Here is a 15541-nt window from a genome sequence, read left to right on the forward strand (position 1 = left end):
AGCCCTTCACGACCTTCCTTGCTACGACGCGGCAGCGGTTTTCGCTTGAGCCAGCTGTGCCGGCACGAACTGTTCCAGCACCGCTTTTTTCATCAGGCGCGGGGGCAGGATGCCCTGGGCGATGACGAAATCGTGGAAAGCCTGCTGGTTGAAGTGCTTGCCAAGCGCCAGTTCTGCCTGGGTGCGGAGCGAACGCAGGTTGATGTAGCCATAGAAGTACGCCGTGGCCTGGCCGGGCATGTTAAAGGTGTAGCGGTCGATTTCCTGCTGGGCGAACGGTTCGGACTGATTGACGTCTTCCATCAGAATGCGTTTGCCGGCTTCGGGTGACAGCCGTCCCAGATTGATCATCGGGTCCAGCATGGCGCGGGTGATGCGCAGCAGGCGTTTCTGCAGCGAGATCAGCTGGGCTTCGGGCGGCATATAGGGCAGTACCAGTGCTTCTGCATACAGGGCCCAGCCTTCGGTGTTGGCGCTATTGCGCGAGAACAGCAGGCGTGGCTGCGATACGCCCCGTTCCACCATGGCAGCGAATTGCAGCTCGTGGCCGGGGCGGGCCTCGTGTGCCGCCAGGGTCCAGGTGGCGGCATCGTAGCTGTAGTCATCCATCTTGGCGGCCGTCTTGGCATGCGGGTTGTTCAAGGGGATGAGGAATTCGCCGTATTCACCGGTGTTGCCGATCAGTCGCGGGGCGCGCATTTGCGGAGAAGGGGTGCTGGCGGCCTCAGCATCGGTCGCAAGGCGGATGATGGCGTCGCGCTTGGGCAGGGTCAGCAGCTTTTCACGCTGGATGATGGCTTCGATTTCCCGCAGGCGTTTCCAGTAAAGCTGCAACATGGTGCTGGCATCCACCTGGTCCTTCTTCAAAAACTCGCTGACCTTGCGATAGTCGGCTGCGGGTAATTTACGGTCGGCCGCAATCTGGGCCGCCAGCACCTGCATCTGGTCGCGAACTTCCTGAAACTCGGCACTGGCACGCTCGATCAGCTCTTCTGGCGTGAAGTCCACGCCAGCCTGCCGTAGCGAGTCGGCATATAACTGCGGCGGCTGCTTGACCTCGGCGCGGGTGCGCGGCATCAGTGTGTTGCGACTCCAGTCGCGGTAGTCACGTAGCTGCTGTGTCAGCGTGGCGTAATGGGCTTCCCAGCCTGTCAGCTTGCTCTTGCGCAGCAGTTCTTCAATGCCCTTCAGATAGAAATCGACATTCGCAAGCTTCTGCTTCAGTTCTTCAACGTAAGGGCCGGTCAGGCCTTGGCGGGCCAGATCTTCTTCGATGCGGGCGCGTGCCTGTTGTACCAGTGGCTGGTAGCCGGCCTCAGCGCCGATATAGCGCTTGAGCCGGATCAGCGCGCGGGCCTGTCGTTCCGGCTTGTTGCGGGTGTCCAGCAGGTTTTCCAGCCCCCGGTAAACCAGCTGCGGAATATCAATGTATTCGAGCAGATATTGCTGCTCCAGCAATCCGCGCTGGTAGTCGCTTTCCAGGCGGTCGATCATGATCTCCAGATCCTGTCTGACCTGGATGTCGGTTTCCTTGGCCAGCTGCTGTTTCAACCAGGTCTGGCGCTCCCGATTGGCGGCTTGCATCCGTTCACGCATCTTCGGGCCGAAATCGGCGACAGCGCTATCGAATTCCTCGACACCGGCAAACGAGGCGTATTCGGGGCGAAATTGTCCCTGACTCTTGATGACGGGGGCGGCAAGGGTATTGCTGCGCTCGACCCAACTGGCCGTGCTGGCGAAGCCGGTGGCAGGTAGTACCAGCAGGGCTGCCAGCATGGCCCGGCGGATTGGGGTGGCGACAAATCGGAACATGGTTTGCTCTTCCTGGATTGGCTGCGGCTGACTCGGATGGTCCGCCGCAGCAGGGTGGTTGTTTGTTTGATGGGGTCAATCAGGTGGTACAGACCTCAGCAGCGCCTAGTTCTGCAAGGCAACGGTTTCGCCCTTGGCCTTGGCAGCGGCCAGTTGGGCCGGGACGAATTCCTTGAGCACAGCCTGCTTCAGCAGCTGCGGGGGAAGCATGCCCTGGGCGACTACAAAGTCGTGAAATGCCGCCTGATTGAAATGCTTGCCCAAGGCTAGCTCGGTCTGGGTGCGCAAGGCGCGCAGGCTCAGATAGCCGTAGAAATAACCGGTTGCCTGACCGGGCGCGTTGAAGGTGTAGCGGTCGATTTCCTGCTGGGCAAAGGGTTCTGACTGGATCACATCCTCCATCAACAGGCGTTTGGCTTCTGCCGGGGAGAGACGCCCCAGATTCACCATCGGGTCGAGGAAGGCGCGGGCGATGCGCAGCAGACGGTCTTGCAGCGAAATCAGCTGGGCCTCGGGGGGCATATGGGGTAGCACGATGGCTTCGCTGTACAAAGCCCAGCCTTCCACATTGGCGCTGTTATAGGCAAACCAGGCGCGTGGAAGCGACACGCCGCGCTCGACCATTGCAGCAAATTGCAGCTCGTGGCCAGGGCGCGCCTCGTGTGCGGCCAGGGTCCAGGTGGCGGCGTCGTAGCTGAAGTCGTCCATCTTCTCGGTGGATTTGGCATGTGGATTGACGGTGGGGATCAGGAACTCGCCATATTCGCCGGTATTACCTATCAATCTGGGGGCCTTCATCTGGGGCGATGGTACGGCCGCTGCCTCGGCTTCGGTGGCCAGGCGAATCTTGGCGTCACGGTTTGGCAACGTCAGCAGGTTTTCCCGGCGGATGATGGCTTCGATGTCCTTCAGGCGCTGCCAGTAGCGCTGCAGCATGGCATTCGGTTCGATCTGTTCCTTTTTCAGGGCGCGGCTGACATCGCGGTAATCCGACGATGGCCATTTTCGCTCGGCGGCAATGCGGGTGGCCAGCATCTGCATCTGGTCGCGTACTTCCTGAAATTCGGCCGTGGCGCGGTCGATCAGCTGATCGGGCGTCAGATCAACACCGGCACCGCGTAGTGACTCGGCATAGAGGGCTGCAGGTTCTCGTGCCTCCTTGCGAGCCTTGGGCAGAATGGTGGTACGTGCCCAGTCCCGATAATCGTGCAATTGGCGGGTCAGCTTGGCGAAGTCGGCCTGCCAGCCTTTGAGCTGACTTTGCTTGAGCAGCTTTTCGATGCCTTTCAAATAAAAATCAACGTTGTCGAGCTTCTGTTTGAGTTCCTCGACATACGGCCCGGTCAGACCTTCGCGTGCCAGCATTTCTTCGGTGCGCGCACGCGCTTGCAGGGTCAAGGGCTCGTAACCAGGTGCATTGCCGACATAGCGCTTGAGTCGGGTCAGCGCCCGGGCTTTGCGGGCGGGGGTGTTCTGGGCATCGAGCAGGGTGTCGAGGCCGAAGTAGATGGTGGCCGGCACATCTCGGTATGGCAGCAGCAAGGCGTGACGCAATTCCCCTTCGCTGATGTCGCTGCTTATCCGTTCAATCATGATGTCCAGGTCTTGCAGGACTTTAGGATCGGTTTCCTTGGTGCGCTGGGTTTTCAGCCAGTCCAGCCGCTGCCGGTTGGCTTCCTGCTTGCGCTCATACAGGCGGGGGCCGAAGTCGGCCGTGGCGGTATCAAACTCTTCACGCCCCGCCTGTGAAGCCGCTTCGGGATAAAACCGGGCTTGGTCGTTCATCACTGGAGCGGCGAGGGCGTTGCTGCGTTCCACCCAGGCAGGGCTTGCGGCCAGGGCCAGACCGGGCAGAGTCAGCAAGGCAGCAAGCACAGCACTGCATAGTAGGGTGGGGCGTGGCAGCTTCATGGTGAGAATCCTTAGGCTCTGTTGAGGGGTCTTTCAAGACTGGATAGGGCGCAAGCACAGATCACCCGCCTGCGCGTGATCGCGACAACGTGGTCAGCAGTGGCCGGCGGCAGCATCTTAGCGGAATCTGTTCTGCGGAGCAGGATGGTATAGGGAGGTGTCAATTAGGGGTATCGGCAAAAGGGCTGATTGCGGCGGTGTGGCTGCCGATTTCGGGTAAGCGCCCCAAGGCGCTTACCTCACCGCGATGTGCGCGCGCGTCTTATTGCGCTGATGCTGTTTGGGTGGCTGGATTGCCTGCGGCAGCAAGTTGTGCAGGAACAAACTCGTTCAATACTGCCTGTTTCAGCAGCGGCGGAGGCAAGGTGCCCTGAGCGATCACGAAATCGTGAAAGGCTTGCTGATTGAAGCGTTTGCCAAGTGCCAATTCGGTTTGGGTGCGCAGGGCGCGCATATTGATGTAGCCATAGAAGTAAGAAGTAGCCTGTCCGGGCTTTCTGAAGGCATAACGATCAACTTCCTGCTGGGCCATCGGCTCGGACAAGCCGACTTCTTCCATCAGCAGGTGCTTGGCGGCTTCCGGGCTCATCTTGCCCAGATTGATCATCGGGTCAAGAAAGGCTCTGGCTACGCGATGCAGGCGCAATTGCAGTGAAATCAGCTGGCCTTCGGGGGGCATGTAGGGAAGCATCATCGCTTCTGCATAAAGCCCCCAGCCTTCGACGTTGGCGCTATTCATGGCGAACAGGGCGCGCGGTAGCGAGACGCCGCGCTCGACCATCGCAGCAAATTGCAGCTCGTGGCCGGGGCGGGCCTCGTGTGCGGCCAGGGTCCAGGTGCTGGATTCGTGCGTGAAGTCGTCCATTTTGGCATCGGACTTGGCATGCGGATTGGTCAGCGGAATCAGGAATTCGCCGTACTCCCCGGTATTGCCGATCATGCGCGGTGGCCGCATCTGCGGGGCGGGTACGCTGGCGGCCTCTGCCTCGGTTGCCAGCCGAATCTGGGCATCGCGTTTGGGGAGGGTCAGCAGGTTTTCGCGCTGGATGATGCCTTCAATCTCTTTCAGCCGTTTCCAGTAAGTCTGCAGCAGTGCTGTCGGTTCGATTTGTTCCTGCTTCAGGTGACGGACGACAGCCATATAGTGCGATGACGGGAGTTTGCGCTTGGCGGCAATCTGGTTGGCCACCATCTGCATCTGGTCGCGGACTTCCTGATATTCCATGCTGGCGCGGTCGATCAGTTGCTCGGGGCTCATGTCCACACCGGTTTCCCGCAGCATTTCGGCATAGATTTCAGCCGGCGGACGCACCTCTTTGCGAGCCTTGGGCAAGAGCTGGGTCTGCAACCAGTCGCGGTACGCGTGCATTTGTTTGGTCAGCTTGGCAAAGTCCGCTTCCCAGCCGCTTAGTTTGCTGGCCTTGAACAGGCTCTCGATGCCCTTGAGGTAGGGGTCGATGGTGGATAGCTGCTGCTCAATCTCATCGCCATAGGGTGTCGTCAGGCCCGGCTTGGCCAAGCTTTTTTCCATCATTGCCTGAGCCCGTTCGGTCAGGGGCTGATAACCCGACTCACTGCCGACATAGCGCTTGAGTCGCGTCAACGCCCTGGCCTGTCGCTCCGGCGGGTTTTGCTTATCCAGCAATCCTTCCAGGCCAATAAAGATCACTTCCGGTACATCGCCGAAATCCACCAGCAATTTGTGCTGCAGGTCTTCCATGCGGATCTGGCCGTCAATCCGGTTGATCATGATCTGGATGTCCTGGCGGACGTGTGGATCACTCTCTTTTGCCAGCGCCTGCTGCAGTGATGCGTTCTGCTGGCGGCGTGATGCCTGATTACGCTCGTAAAGATCCTGCCCCAGATCAAACACCTGCTCGTCGAACTGTTCCATCCCCTGCCGTGAGGCCATCTCCGGAATGAACTTGGCCTGTTCTTTCAGAATCGGTTTGGCCAGCGCATTGCTGCGTTCGACCCAGCTTGGGCTGGCGGCAAACGCATTGGCGGAAAGGGCCAGCATGGCTGCCAGCACGGCACTGCGTAACACGGTAGGACGAGATGTCATGGGGTCTGTCTCCTGAGTATTGGTATTGTTGGACTGGCAAACGCCAAGCACTGTTGATTCGCCTTTACGCCGCCCGGAGGGTTTCACCGGATTGGGGCCTGCTGCCGCGTTAAAAGTCGCTTGCTTGGTCCACCAAGCGGCGCGCTTTTTACCTGGCACCAGGCCGCAATTCGACGAAACGCGATCCGGAGATAAAACGTCAACAGCACCTGGTTGCGAGCGGGCATCCTAACCGAGAGGCATTGCTGACAAAGGGGCTATGCGATAAAGCGCACCAATGACGGCGTGTATCGCAATAAAGCCGGCATGAGACGCAGGCGGGCGGTAGCGTTAGTGGGCCGGAGACAGTTCGAGGCTGAAGAATTTGCTGACCTCACCATCGACCGGATCAACGATCTGTTCGATAAAGCGCATACCCAGCGCTTCAAGCAGGCGGATCGACGGCTGGTTGGCGGGGTCGGTAATGGCGACCAGTCGCTGCAAACCCAGCTGCTGTCTGGCGTAGTGCAGCGTGGCATGTGCCGCCTCTCGGGCATAGCCTTGCCCCCAGTGGCGTTGGAGCAGGGCGTAGCCCAGATCAATGTCGGCCAACGACGGGCGTTTGACCAGTCCGCAGATGCCGACGGGCACACCATCGGCCTGACGCTCGATGCAATACAGACCGAAACCGTTATTGTGATAACTGGCGGTGAATTTATCGGCAATGTAGCGGCGGGCATCGTCGGGAGTGCGTACGCCGCGATCACCGATATTGCGCAGGTAGTCCGGCTCATTCATCAGCTCACAGATAAAGGCAGCGTCGGCCGCTACAACGTGGCGCAGGGTCAGGCGTTCAGTCTGGTAAAGCGGTGGGGGCAGTTGGCTCATCGTGAAGGGTAAACCGGTGATGTGGTTGCAAGGCGGGCGGATGGCCCGCCGACGGATGGCGCCGGGCGCCTCAGAATGCGGACAGGCCGCTACGAATACGTTGCAGTTCTACGCAGCGACGGGCGGCTTCGTCGTGGTGGCATTGGCAGATATCTGCTGGAGCCGAGGGCTGCAGAGCCTGGCTGCTGTCCGCAGGAGTGAAAAGTGATGCGAGTAAAGACAACATGCTGACCTCCAGTCTTGAAGGCACCTCAAACAGCCTGGTGAGGTGCTGGCAGAAAAATATCAACAGAACCTAAAGGGTTTGGTGATATGCGACACATTTTAGGCAGTCTGGTCCTACGCGGTTAGATGCAGGCAAGGGCGGGATGAGTCGATACAATCCAGAAAATCTGCATTCTGTACCTATCGAGAAATGTCATGTCTGTATTGATGTCGACTGGCGACCTTGGCCCGGTGGATGCGCGGCCACGCTACGAACAATTGGCGGATACGCTGGAGCGCTGCATCCGCGATGGTCTGCTGGCGCCGGGAGATCGTCTGCCTTCGGTGCGCGCCTTGTGTGAGATGCACGATGCCAGCCCGGCCACGGTCACCCATGCCTTGCATCGTCTTGAAGATGCCGGGTTGATCGAGGCGCGACCCCGTTCGGGCTTTTTTGTCCGGCGTCAGAGCCGCAATCTGCTGGCGCCGCCGAGTCAGTGTGTCGATGCGCTGACCGCCCCCCAGCGCATCGAGTTGGGGCCGCATCGTCAGCTTTTGATGGAGTTTGCGCACGATCAGGTTGGCAATACGCTGGGCCGTGCCCGGATTGATCCGGGTCTATACCCGGTGGAAAGCCTGCGCAAGCTGCTGGCGCGGCAATTGCAGCGGGAGCCATCGTTGCTGACGGATTATGCGTTTGATGCCGGCGATCTGGCGCTTAGGGAGCAGGTGGCGCGGCGCGCCATCCAGGCAGGCAGCCACTGGCTGGCCGATGATGTGCTGGTCACCCATGGCAGCAGCGAAGGTTTGGCGCTCTGTCTGCGCCTGCTGACCCAGCCGGGAGAGGTGGTGGCGATTCCAACGCCGACTGACCCGATGTGGCTGGAGATTCTGAATGCGCTGGATCTGCGGGCGCTTGAAATCCCTGCTCATCCTTGCGATGGCTTGTCGGTGGATGCGCTGACGCTGGCTTTGCGTCAGCAAAAGATCGCTGCCGTGCTGGTGGCGCCGAACTTTCCCAATCCCACTGGCAGTTTGATGAGTGATGAGGCCAAGCAGCGACTGGTAATGCTGACGGCTGAATATGGCGTGCCCCTGATCGAGGATGATCAAGGTGGCGAGCTGGGGCATCTGGCGGTGCGGCCCAAGCCCTGCAAGGCGTTCGACCAGACCGGCCAGGTGCTGCTGGTGGGGGATCTCGGGCTGGTGGTTGGTCTGGGGCTGCAGGTGGGGTATGTGATAGCCGGGCGCTACCGCGAAGCGCTGGAGGCGCTCAAGCACGTACTGTACGAACCGGTGCCAAGGCTGATCCAGCGGGCGGTGGCGGCCTTTATGGCCAGTGGCCAGTTCGAGCCGCATCTGCGCCGCCTGCGACGCGGGATTGCAGACCATCTGGCGACGCATCATGCGCTGGTTTGCGAGCATTTTCCGCCGGCTTGCCGACTCGCCTGTGCGCCGGGGGGCTATATGCTGTGGATTGAATTGCCCCGCCATATCGACACCGCAGAACTGCGCCGCCGTACCTTGATCGAAGGCATAGAGTTCGCGCCGGGCGCTCTGTTCAGTCTTGGCGATACCTTTCGCAACTGCCTGCGCCTGAATGCCGGTCTGCCGGTCACCCCCAGTGCCGAGCAGGCGATACGCCGTCTTGGCCAGCTGGTGGCAGCTTCTTTATAAAAGGCCGAGAAACCGGCTTGGTATGCAAACTCGGCCCGACGCGCCCTGAGTCTTGTTCCAGGCCGCATTCCGGCAAAACGCGATCTGTAAACCTAATGTCAACAAAACCTAACCAACCAGGAAACCAAACCGCCGTGGAAGATCGCATTACCGAACTTGAAATCCGACTGGCCCTGCAAGATGACTTGCTGGATGAGCTGAATCGCGTGGTGAGTCGCCAGCAGCAACAGATGGAGTTTTTAGCGCAAGAGTTGCGGCGATTGCAGCAAATGGTGCGCACCATCGAGCCTGGCAAACAACCCAGCCTGCGTGACGAGATACCACCGCACTACTGAGCGGCAGATACCGTAGGGGTGCCAGAGCGGCTTTCCTCGCGCAAAAAAACGGCCACCTGTCAGGTGGCCGTGGGAGAGTTTCCTCATGCAGAGGAAACTTGAGGGATGGGGTGCTGAACAAATTCCTGGTGCTGCATTGAAACAATGACAAACAAATTAAACATCCATTCTGGCGCGGTTGATTATAGGTGACTTGCTAAGGGCTTGCACTTGTCTAATCGAATAATATTGGTCTGTGTTAAGTATATTTAAATGATCAATAAAGTTGTCTTCTGCCGTTGCTTGAGAATCGACAAGGTTTTTACGCGTTTTCTGGTTGAATCTTTCGTGTTTGTTCGTCAATCAAAGTGTTTCTGATTCGAAAAATTAAATCTTGTCGAGAGTCAATATAGCACCGGATTTCTGACTGCCAAGGACAGATTGCAACCGGCACAAAGTTTTTTCGTGGCGGATGGGAGACGCAGCCTGGCCCGGTACGGCCGGAAACGAAACGCCCATCGCGCCTGGAGTGATGGTGATCTTGTGGGCGGGCCGGGCGCGAAATCTTCCTGCCCGGCGCAATCTGCAAACCTGACGTCAACAGCGCCTAGGCTCTGTTGACGTTTTGTTTCCGGTCGCGCCAGGCCGAGTTTTGGGGCAGGGCTAGGCAGGGTAAGCGAGGTTTAGCGGGCTAAATAAGCGAACCCTAACAACGCCATGCCCCAAAAATCGACCTAGCCCGGAGGGTTTCGACGGATTTGGGCCTGCTGCCGCGTTAAAAATCGCTTGCTTAGCCCACTAAGCGGCGCGCTTTTCGCCTTGCATCAGGCCCAAATCCGGCGAAACGCGATCCGGAAATAAAATGTCAACAGAGCCTAGAACTTCATTTCCCAACTCACGGTCCAGCTGGCTGCGCTGCTGGTGCGGGTAAGTTCGCTTTGCTGGAGGGGGCCGCTATCGACGCGGCTGCTGCTATCCCATTCCTCTTGCAGCAAATTGCCGCCAGCCAGCCGCAGCTGGCTGCCATCCTTGAGTTTCCATAACGCGTACAGATCCAGCAGCCGCTTGCTGGCGCTACGCTTCTGCTGTGTGTCGCTTAGCTGCACCGAGGTAGCTGGCGTCCAGTTGAAGTTTCCGCCGAGGGTTAGCGGCAAGCCCGGCAAGCGATAGTCGAGGCCCAGATTTGCCGTCTGGCTGGGTTGTTCATCCAGACGGTTATCCGGACCGGTAATGCCTTCAACGGCGGACCAGAAGCGGCTGTAGTTGAGTCGTAGATCGACGGGAGGGGCTGCCTGCCACCATTCGTTGAGTTTGGCTTTGGCTTCGAATTCCAGCCCCCAGACCCGGGCGTGCGCCAGATTGACCGGCTGCGATTGCCAGCGATCTGCCACCAGCGAGGTCTGTCGGCGGATCAGGTTGTCAATGCGGCGGTGGAACAGATTGGTGCTGATCAGGCCACCTTGCTCCAGATAATGCTCGTAAGCCAGTTCCAGGCCCCAGGCCAGTTCTGGTTTGAGCGAGGGGTTACCGATCCGGTCCGGGCTGGTGGCGCCGTTGAGGTTGGAGCGGCTCGGGCGGGCAATCAGATCGGCCGTGCGTGGGGCTTTGTAGCTACGGCTCAGGCTGGCGCGGATCTGGTCCTTGTCGGTGTCGGGCAGCCGCCAGACCGTGTGCAGCGATGGGCTCCAGACGTTGCTGCGGTGATCCACCGCCGTGCCGGATGGGTGGTCGCTGCGCGTGTTCAGACCTTCCCAGCGCAGGCCGGCATAGGCCGACCAGCGTGGATGGACTTCCCACTCATCCTGCAGGAAAACCGCCAGTCGCTGCGTCTGCGCGGCCAGCTCGTCACCAAACTCCAACAGTTGGGGCACGCCATTTTCCAGCGTACTGCGGTCTTCGTTACGGCGATTGAATTCGCTTTCCCAGCCAAGAGCCAGCGTGTGTTGCTCGCCTAGCGGCCGCGTGTACTTGCCACCCCCTGCGAGGCTGCTATCCCGAATCGAGTTGTCATCCTGCCGGCGACGCACGACCTGACCGGATGGGTCCCATTCCAGTCGATCGGTATCGCCACGCTGCCGATGCAGACCAAGGCTGATCCGGCCATTCAGCCTGGCGCCTTCTTCCAGCCTGCGCTGCCAGTTGGCCTGGGTTCGCAGCATCGAAAACGTCCCCTCGCTGCGCCAATGTGCCTGGGCATACGGCGCGGGCTGCCCGATCTGGCGATCCAGCGTCACGTCGCCAGTGGTGCGGGACTGGCTGTAAATAAGAAATGGCTGGATGTTCAGGCTGTCGCCATTGTCCAGGCGCCAGGCAAAGCGGGGAGAGAGTTGCAGGCCGCTGCTGCGCTGGCTGCTGCGCTCCTGCTGCTGTTCCTGCAAGTGAAGCAAACCTTGCGTATCGACCGAGCGTCGCGCAATACGGCTGTCGTCGGCCTGACTGCCGGTGCGTACCGATCCCGCCAAGGTGTAAGACAGGTTACCGCTGCGATCCCCGTGCTGCAGTGACAGGCTGGTCTGTGCCCGCCCACCTTCCTGGCTGATACTGGCTTTCAGCTGTGACGGGCGTTTGCGCTGGTCTTCAGTCAGGATGATGTTGATGGTGCCAGCAATGGCCTGCGCGCTGTGTTCGGCTACCGGGGCACGCATGATCTCGATGCGCTCGACCTGCTCGGGAGCCAGCGAACCCAGCGAAAAGCCGCGTGGTGCGGGTTCGCCATTCAGCAGGATCTGGGTATAGCCATTGCCCAGCCCGCGCATATGAATCTCCCCGCCGCGATTGGGGCGCCCGCCCAGCGTTACCCCTGGCAAGCGTTTAAGGACATCTGCCAGGTTGCTGTCACCGTAGCGATCCAGCTCATCCCGGCCGAATACCAGGCGTGAGGCGGTGGACTGGCGGCGTTCCTCGGTGTTGCTGGTGCGGCCGGCATTGACGGTCACTGCCTCCAGTTTGGCGGCCGGTGCGGCAGGCTGGGGGGGCGCCTCCTGCCGGGTGTCGCCGGCAGTTTCCGGCAGGGCATCGGCCCAGCCTGTGGGCGTCAGCAGCCAGCACAGACTTAAGCACAGTAGCGAATGGTGTCGGGTCGGAATGGAGGGCATGGGCTTTTTTGACATTTCAATTCCGGTTACGAGGCGGAAGGGGCTGGCGGCAGGCTGTTCCGCCACGGGCGTGGTCGGCAGCATTGTCGCCGATTTGCCGGGTGCGAATCGTCACGATACGCACTTGTTTACATCATTTATTGCGGATACCTGCCCAAATTGTACGCAGAAGCCAGACAAGCGCAGTGTGCGGGGGTGTCTGCTGTGGATTGTGCAGTTTGGGTCGGTATTCCACTCAAAAAACTGCGTCAAACGCATGGCGGGGCTGTCTAGGTTCTGTTGACGTTAGGTTTACCGTCGCGCCGGATCGAGTTTTGGGGCAGGGCTAGGCAGGGTGAGTGCAGTTTAGCGGGCTAAATAAGCGAACCCTAACAACGCACTGCCCCAAAAATCGATCCGGCCCGAAGGGTTTCACCGGAAAACGGCCTGGCCCTGTGTTGCAGCGCGCTTGCATAGAATGACTATGCGGCGCGCTCTGCGCCTTGTTCCAGGCCGTTTTTCGGTGAAACGCGATCTGCAAACCTAACGTCAACAGAACCTATACTGAATCGTTCGGCGGTGTCGTGGAATGGGACGGTTGGATGTGGGGCATGGGTTTGTGGGCCTGTGCGGCAGCACCTTGAAGGCTTGATCAGGCAGGAGGAAGCCATGAGCAAAGCAGAAGTCGGACTCGGCTTGTCATTGTTGCTGTCGGCGGTGCCGGCGACGGCGATTGTGCTGGTGGATGGCCGTCAGCAACCAGAACGACGACCGCCAAGCATGCTGGCGCCGATGCAGGCCGCCCTGACCTGTGCTGAGCGGCTGCTTCCCGATGTCGCAGCGGACAGGCGCCAGCTGCAAGGTTCCGTTCGAGGCGCTTTCAGTGCGGCCGGGCGTGACCAGATCGGTGTGGCCGTGTATTGGCAGGATCTTCGCGGTGGCCGGCAAGCCGTTGGCCAATGGTTGATCGGCTTGTGCGAAGGCGGGCGGGTGCTTAGTCGCAGCCAGGGGCAGGGCGGGCCGCTCAAGGTGCTGGGTGCGCAGGATGTCGATGGCGACGGCCGACTTGAACTGCTGACAGCAGAGCATCAGGATGCCAGCGGAAAGTCAGCCGTGAATCTGCGGCTCTGGCGGATTCAGGCCGATAAATGGCTTACCGCCTATCGTGCCCCGCTGCGAGAAGGGCCGGACCATGGCGAGGTTGATGAAATCCGCTACCTGATCAGCTATCAGCAAGGGCCGGTGGATGACCCGTGTTCCTACCGCAGCCGTGCTTTCCGGCGCCCCCTTCCCGCCAGCGAGCGCCCCGGTACACCTTGGATGCTGGCGCCGCTGGTCATGGTGTGACTCTGGCCGGAAACCAAATGCCAACAGAGCCTAATACTTCATCTCGAAACTGGCCGACCAGCGGGTTTCCGCCTGACTCTGGTATCGCTCGCTGAGGTAACCCCCTTGTGCCAGCTGACTGTCGCGGCGGTTGACGAAATCGTCGAGCGCCGGCGTGTAGCTGAGTTTGAAGCGGGCATCGTTACCGAAGCGCCATTGCAGATGGCTGCTGACGCTGCGGTTGCTACCCACCTGCCGCCACTGGCTTTCGCTGGTGCGAACCCGGAACTCCGGAGCCCAGTTGTACTGGATGCCAGCTGTCAGCGGCAGGCCGGTAAAGCGGTAGTCCAGCCCCAGATTGGCGCTTGCTGTGGCCTGATCGCTCAGCCGGTTATCGGGGCCGGGGATGCCATCCACCCGTGACCAATAGCGGCTGTAATTGGCTTTTACCTCCAATGGCGGGGCTGCTGCCCACCACTCAGCCAGTTTGAACTTGGCTTCAAGCTCGATCCCTCGTACATGCGCCTTGCTGAAGTTGCGTGGCGTGCTGACCCAGCGGCCATCCACCCAATCGGTCTGCCGCCGGATAACGTCGTCGATTTCGCGTGCAAACAGATTGGCACTCAGCACCCCGCCTTCGGGCCGGTAGTGCTCGTAGCCCAGTTCCAACCCCCAGGCCAGTTCAGGCTTCAGCTGCGGATTGCCGACGCTGTCGGCATTGAGTGGCGTATTGAGGTCGGAGCGACTGGGCTGCTCCAGCAGATCACTCAACCGAGGCGCCTTGTAGCTGCGGGCAAGGCTCGCCCGGAATTGATCTTTCTCGCTGCCGGGAACTCGCCACAGTAATTGCAGACCGGGGCTGAAAACGCTGCTGCGGTTGCGCAACGAACGCAGTGCCTCACTACGGGTTTCGATCATTTCCCACCGTAAGCCGGCGTACACCGACCAAGCGCTGCCGACCTGCCACTCCCCCTGGCCGAATAAGGCCAGGCGCGGGATATTGACCGTTTGCTCGACGTTGTCGCCGGCAGTCTGGGGCTGACCATTTTCCAGCGTACTGCGCTGGCGGGTCTGCCGGACCCAGTCACCATCCCAGCCCAGCGCCAGGGTCTGGGTATCGGCAAGTGGGTGAGCATACTTGCCGCTGCTGGCCAGCCGACGTGTGCGGGTATGGCCATCGTCGCTGATCCGCCGGCTTTGCAAGCCCGAGTCGGCGTACTCGCTGCGATCACTGCGATTACGCTGGTGGCTGAAATCGAGTGACACCTTGACTTCGAGCTTGCCGGTATCGTGCTTGCGCGCCAGCGAGCCATTCAGCCGCGCGCTCTGATGCTGGTCTTCGCTGACATCGTGTGCCTTGCGGTAAGGCGCAGGCCCCTGGCCCAGGTGATCCAGCAGGCTGTCTGTGCGGGACTGGTGGCGGCCCAGGCTCAGATAGGGTTGCAGGCTATAACTGGTGCCGGCGGCTGGCTTCCAGGCAAAGCGCGGGGCCAGATTCAGGCTGGCATGACGGGTAAGGCCGCTATCGGACTCGCTATTGCGCAAGATCTGCATGCCGTTGCCGTCGAAATGGGCGCTGACAGTCTCAGCACTTTGCGGCTCTTCGCCTGCCATTGCGGTTGCCAGCAGGGTGTAGCTCAGATCGCCGTTGCGGTCTGATTTTTGCAAGCTGGTGGTGGCGCCGGCCCGGCTGTCTGCAAACGCCAGATTGGCCGATAGCTCGTTGCTGCGCTTGCGCGGCTGTTCGCGCAGCACAATGTTGAGCGTGCCGGCAATCGCTTGCGCGCTGTATTCGGCAACGGGTGCCCGCAGTAATTCGACACGCTCAACCAGATCAGGTGACAGGGATTCGAGCGAAAAACCACTGGGCACCGGTTCGCCATTGAGCAGAATCTGGGTATAGCCGCCCCCCATGCCCCGCAGACTGATTGTGCCCTTGCGCCCGCCGCCCAGCGTTACCCCCGGCAGACGTTTGAGCACCTCGCCCAAAGTGCTGTCGCCATAGCGCCGGATTTCCTCGCGGCTGAAAACCTGCCGGGCGGCCGTCGATTGCTGCCGGGTTTCGCTATCGCTGGCCTGGGCGCCGTTGATGGTAATAGCCTCAACCTTGGCTGGGGCTGGCTCGGTGCTGGGCTTGTCGGTCTCTGCCCAGGCCAGCTGCAGAAAGCATGACAGTGCCGTCGCAAGTGGCATCCAGCTTTGCCGGAAGTGCCTGTAAGACCACGGTATTCCGCCATTCCTGGCGTGATCGACAGACGGGTAAGCGGAGGCTTTGGCAGGGCGGGGAGATT

At 60.3% G+C, this 15541-nt stretch carries 10 protein-coding genes; 3 read left to right on the forward strand and 7 right to left on the reverse strand.

The genetic code is table 11. The features are described 5' to 3' along the window. Positions 1-21 precede the first annotated feature (21 nt). From PZA18_RS16110 to PZA18_RS16130, 5 genes are all read right to left on the reverse strand, one after another. The gene (locus PZA18_RS16110) at positions 22-1812 is read right to left on the reverse strand and encodes a DUF885 domain-containing protein (protein ID WP_284101890.1); all 1791 of its coding nucleotides are present in this window, start codon (positions 1810-1812) and stop codon (positions 22-24) included. Positions 1813-1917: 105 nt separating this feature from the next. Beyond that, positions 1918-3723 (reverse strand): DUF885 domain-containing protein, encoded by a 1806-nt coding sequence (locus tag PZA18_RS16115; protein ID WP_284101891.1) that lies wholly within the window; start codon positions 3721-3723, stop codon positions 1918-1920. A 262-nt stretch (positions 3724-3985) separates the two neighbouring features. Continuing rightward, positions 3986-5788, reverse strand: a complete 1803-nt coding sequence (locus tag PZA18_RS16120; protein ID WP_284101892.1) for a DUF885 domain-containing protein — start codon at positions 5786-5788, stop codon at positions 3986-3988. Positions 5789-6118: 330 nt separating this feature from the next. Further along, the gene (locus PZA18_RS16125) at positions 6119-6655 is read right to left on the reverse strand and encodes a GNAT family N-acetyltransferase (protein ID WP_284101893.1); all 537 of its coding nucleotides are present in this window, start codon (positions 6653-6655) and stop codon (positions 6119-6121) included. A gap of 70 nt (positions 6656-6725) precedes the next feature. Further along, positions 6726-6881 carry a hypothetical protein gene (locus PZA18_RS16130; protein ID WP_284101894.1) on the reverse strand — a complete coding sequence of 52 codons (156 nt, stop codon included), beginning with the start codon at positions 6879-6881 and terminating at the stop codon, positions 6726-6728. A gap of 194 nt (positions 6882-7075) precedes the next feature. Here PZA18_RS16130 and PZA18_RS16135 point away from each other — a divergent pair, with 194 nt between their 5' ends. Together PZA18_RS16135 and PZA18_RS16140 are read left to right on the forward strand one after the other, a co-directional pair. After that, positions 7076-8536 (forward strand): aminotransferase-like domain-containing protein, encoded by a 1461-nt coding sequence (locus PZA18_RS16135; RefSeq protein WP_284101895.1) that lies wholly within the window; start codon positions 7076-7078, stop codon positions 8534-8536. 134 nt (positions 8537-8670) lie between these two features. Beyond that, positions 8671-8871 carry a SlyX family protein gene (locus tag PZA18_RS16140; protein ID WP_284101896.1) on the forward strand — a complete coding sequence of 67 codons (201 nt, stop codon included), beginning with the start codon at positions 8671-8673 and terminating at the stop codon, positions 8869-8871. An 854-nt stretch (positions 8872-9725) separates the two neighbouring features. Here PZA18_RS16140 and PZA18_RS16145 read toward each other — a convergent pair. Beyond that, on the reverse strand, positions 9726-11960 hold the full coding sequence (locus PZA18_RS16145; RefSeq protein WP_284101897.1) for a TonB-dependent receptor plug domain-containing protein: 2235 nt from the start codon (positions 11958-11960) through the stop codon (positions 9726-9728). A gap of 633 nt (positions 11961-12593) precedes the next feature. Here PZA18_RS16145 and PZA18_RS16150 point away from each other — a divergent pair. Further along, positions 12594-13271 carry a hypothetical protein gene (locus PZA18_RS16150; RefSeq protein WP_284101898.1) on the forward strand — a complete coding sequence of 226 codons (678 nt, stop codon included), beginning with the start codon at positions 12594-12596 and terminating at the stop codon, positions 13269-13271. A gap of 30 nt (positions 13272-13301) precedes the next feature. Here the strand turns inward: PZA18_RS16150 and PZA18_RS16155 are convergent, their stop codons facing one another. Next, entirely contained in the window at positions 13302-15443 is a 2142-nt protein-coding gene (locus tag PZA18_RS16155; protein ID WP_284101899.1) for a TonB-dependent receptor plug domain-containing protein, read from the reverse strand. Positions 15444-15541: the final 98 nt, after the last annotated feature.

Source organism: Parachitinimonas caeni (assembly GCF_030129945.1).
Taxonomy (GTDB): domain Bacteria; phylum Pseudomonadota; class Gammaproteobacteria; order Burkholderiales; family Chitinimonadaceae; genus Parachitinimonas; species Parachitinimonas caeni.

What these genes read in the sequence shown, in the direction of transcription:
- PZA18_RS16110 (WP_284101890.1), bottom strand. Translation starts at nt 1,812, where the DNA reads ATGTTCCGATTTGTCGCCACCCCAATCCGCCGGGCCATGCTGGCAGCC.
- PZA18_RS16115 (WP_284101891.1), bottom strand. Translation starts at nt 3,723, where the DNA reads ATGAAGCTGCCACGCCCCACCCTACTATGCAGTGCTGTGCTTGCTGCC.
- PZA18_RS16120 (WP_284101892.1), bottom strand. Translation starts at nt 5,788, where the DNA reads ATGACATCTCGTCCTACCGTGTTACGCAGTGCCGTGCTGGCAGCCATG.
- PZA18_RS16125 (WP_284101893.1), bottom strand. Translation starts at nt 6,655, where the DNA reads ATGAGCCAACTGCCCCCACCGCTTTACCAGACTGAACGCCTGACCCTG.
- PZA18_RS16130 (WP_284101894.1), bottom strand. Translation starts at nt 6,881, where the DNA reads ATGTTGTCTTTACTCGCATCACTTTTCACTCCTGCGGACAGCAGCCAG.
- PZA18_RS16135 (WP_284101895.1), top strand. Translation starts at nt 7,076, where the DNA reads ATGTCTGTATTGATGTCGACTGGCGACCTTGGCCCGGTGGATGCGCGG.
- PZA18_RS16145 (WP_284101897.1), bottom strand. Translation starts at nt 11,960, where the DNA reads ATGTCAAAAAAGCCCATGCCCTCCATTCCGACCCGACACCATTCGCTA.
- PZA18_RS16150 (WP_284101898.1), top strand. Translation starts at nt 12,594, where the DNA reads ATGAGCAAAGCAGAAGTCGGACTCGGCTTGTCATTGTTGCTGTCGGCG.
- PZA18_RS16155 (WP_284101899.1), bottom strand. Translation starts at nt 15,443, where the DNA reads ATGCCACTTGCGACGGCACTGTCATGCTTTCTGCAGCTGGCCTGGGCA.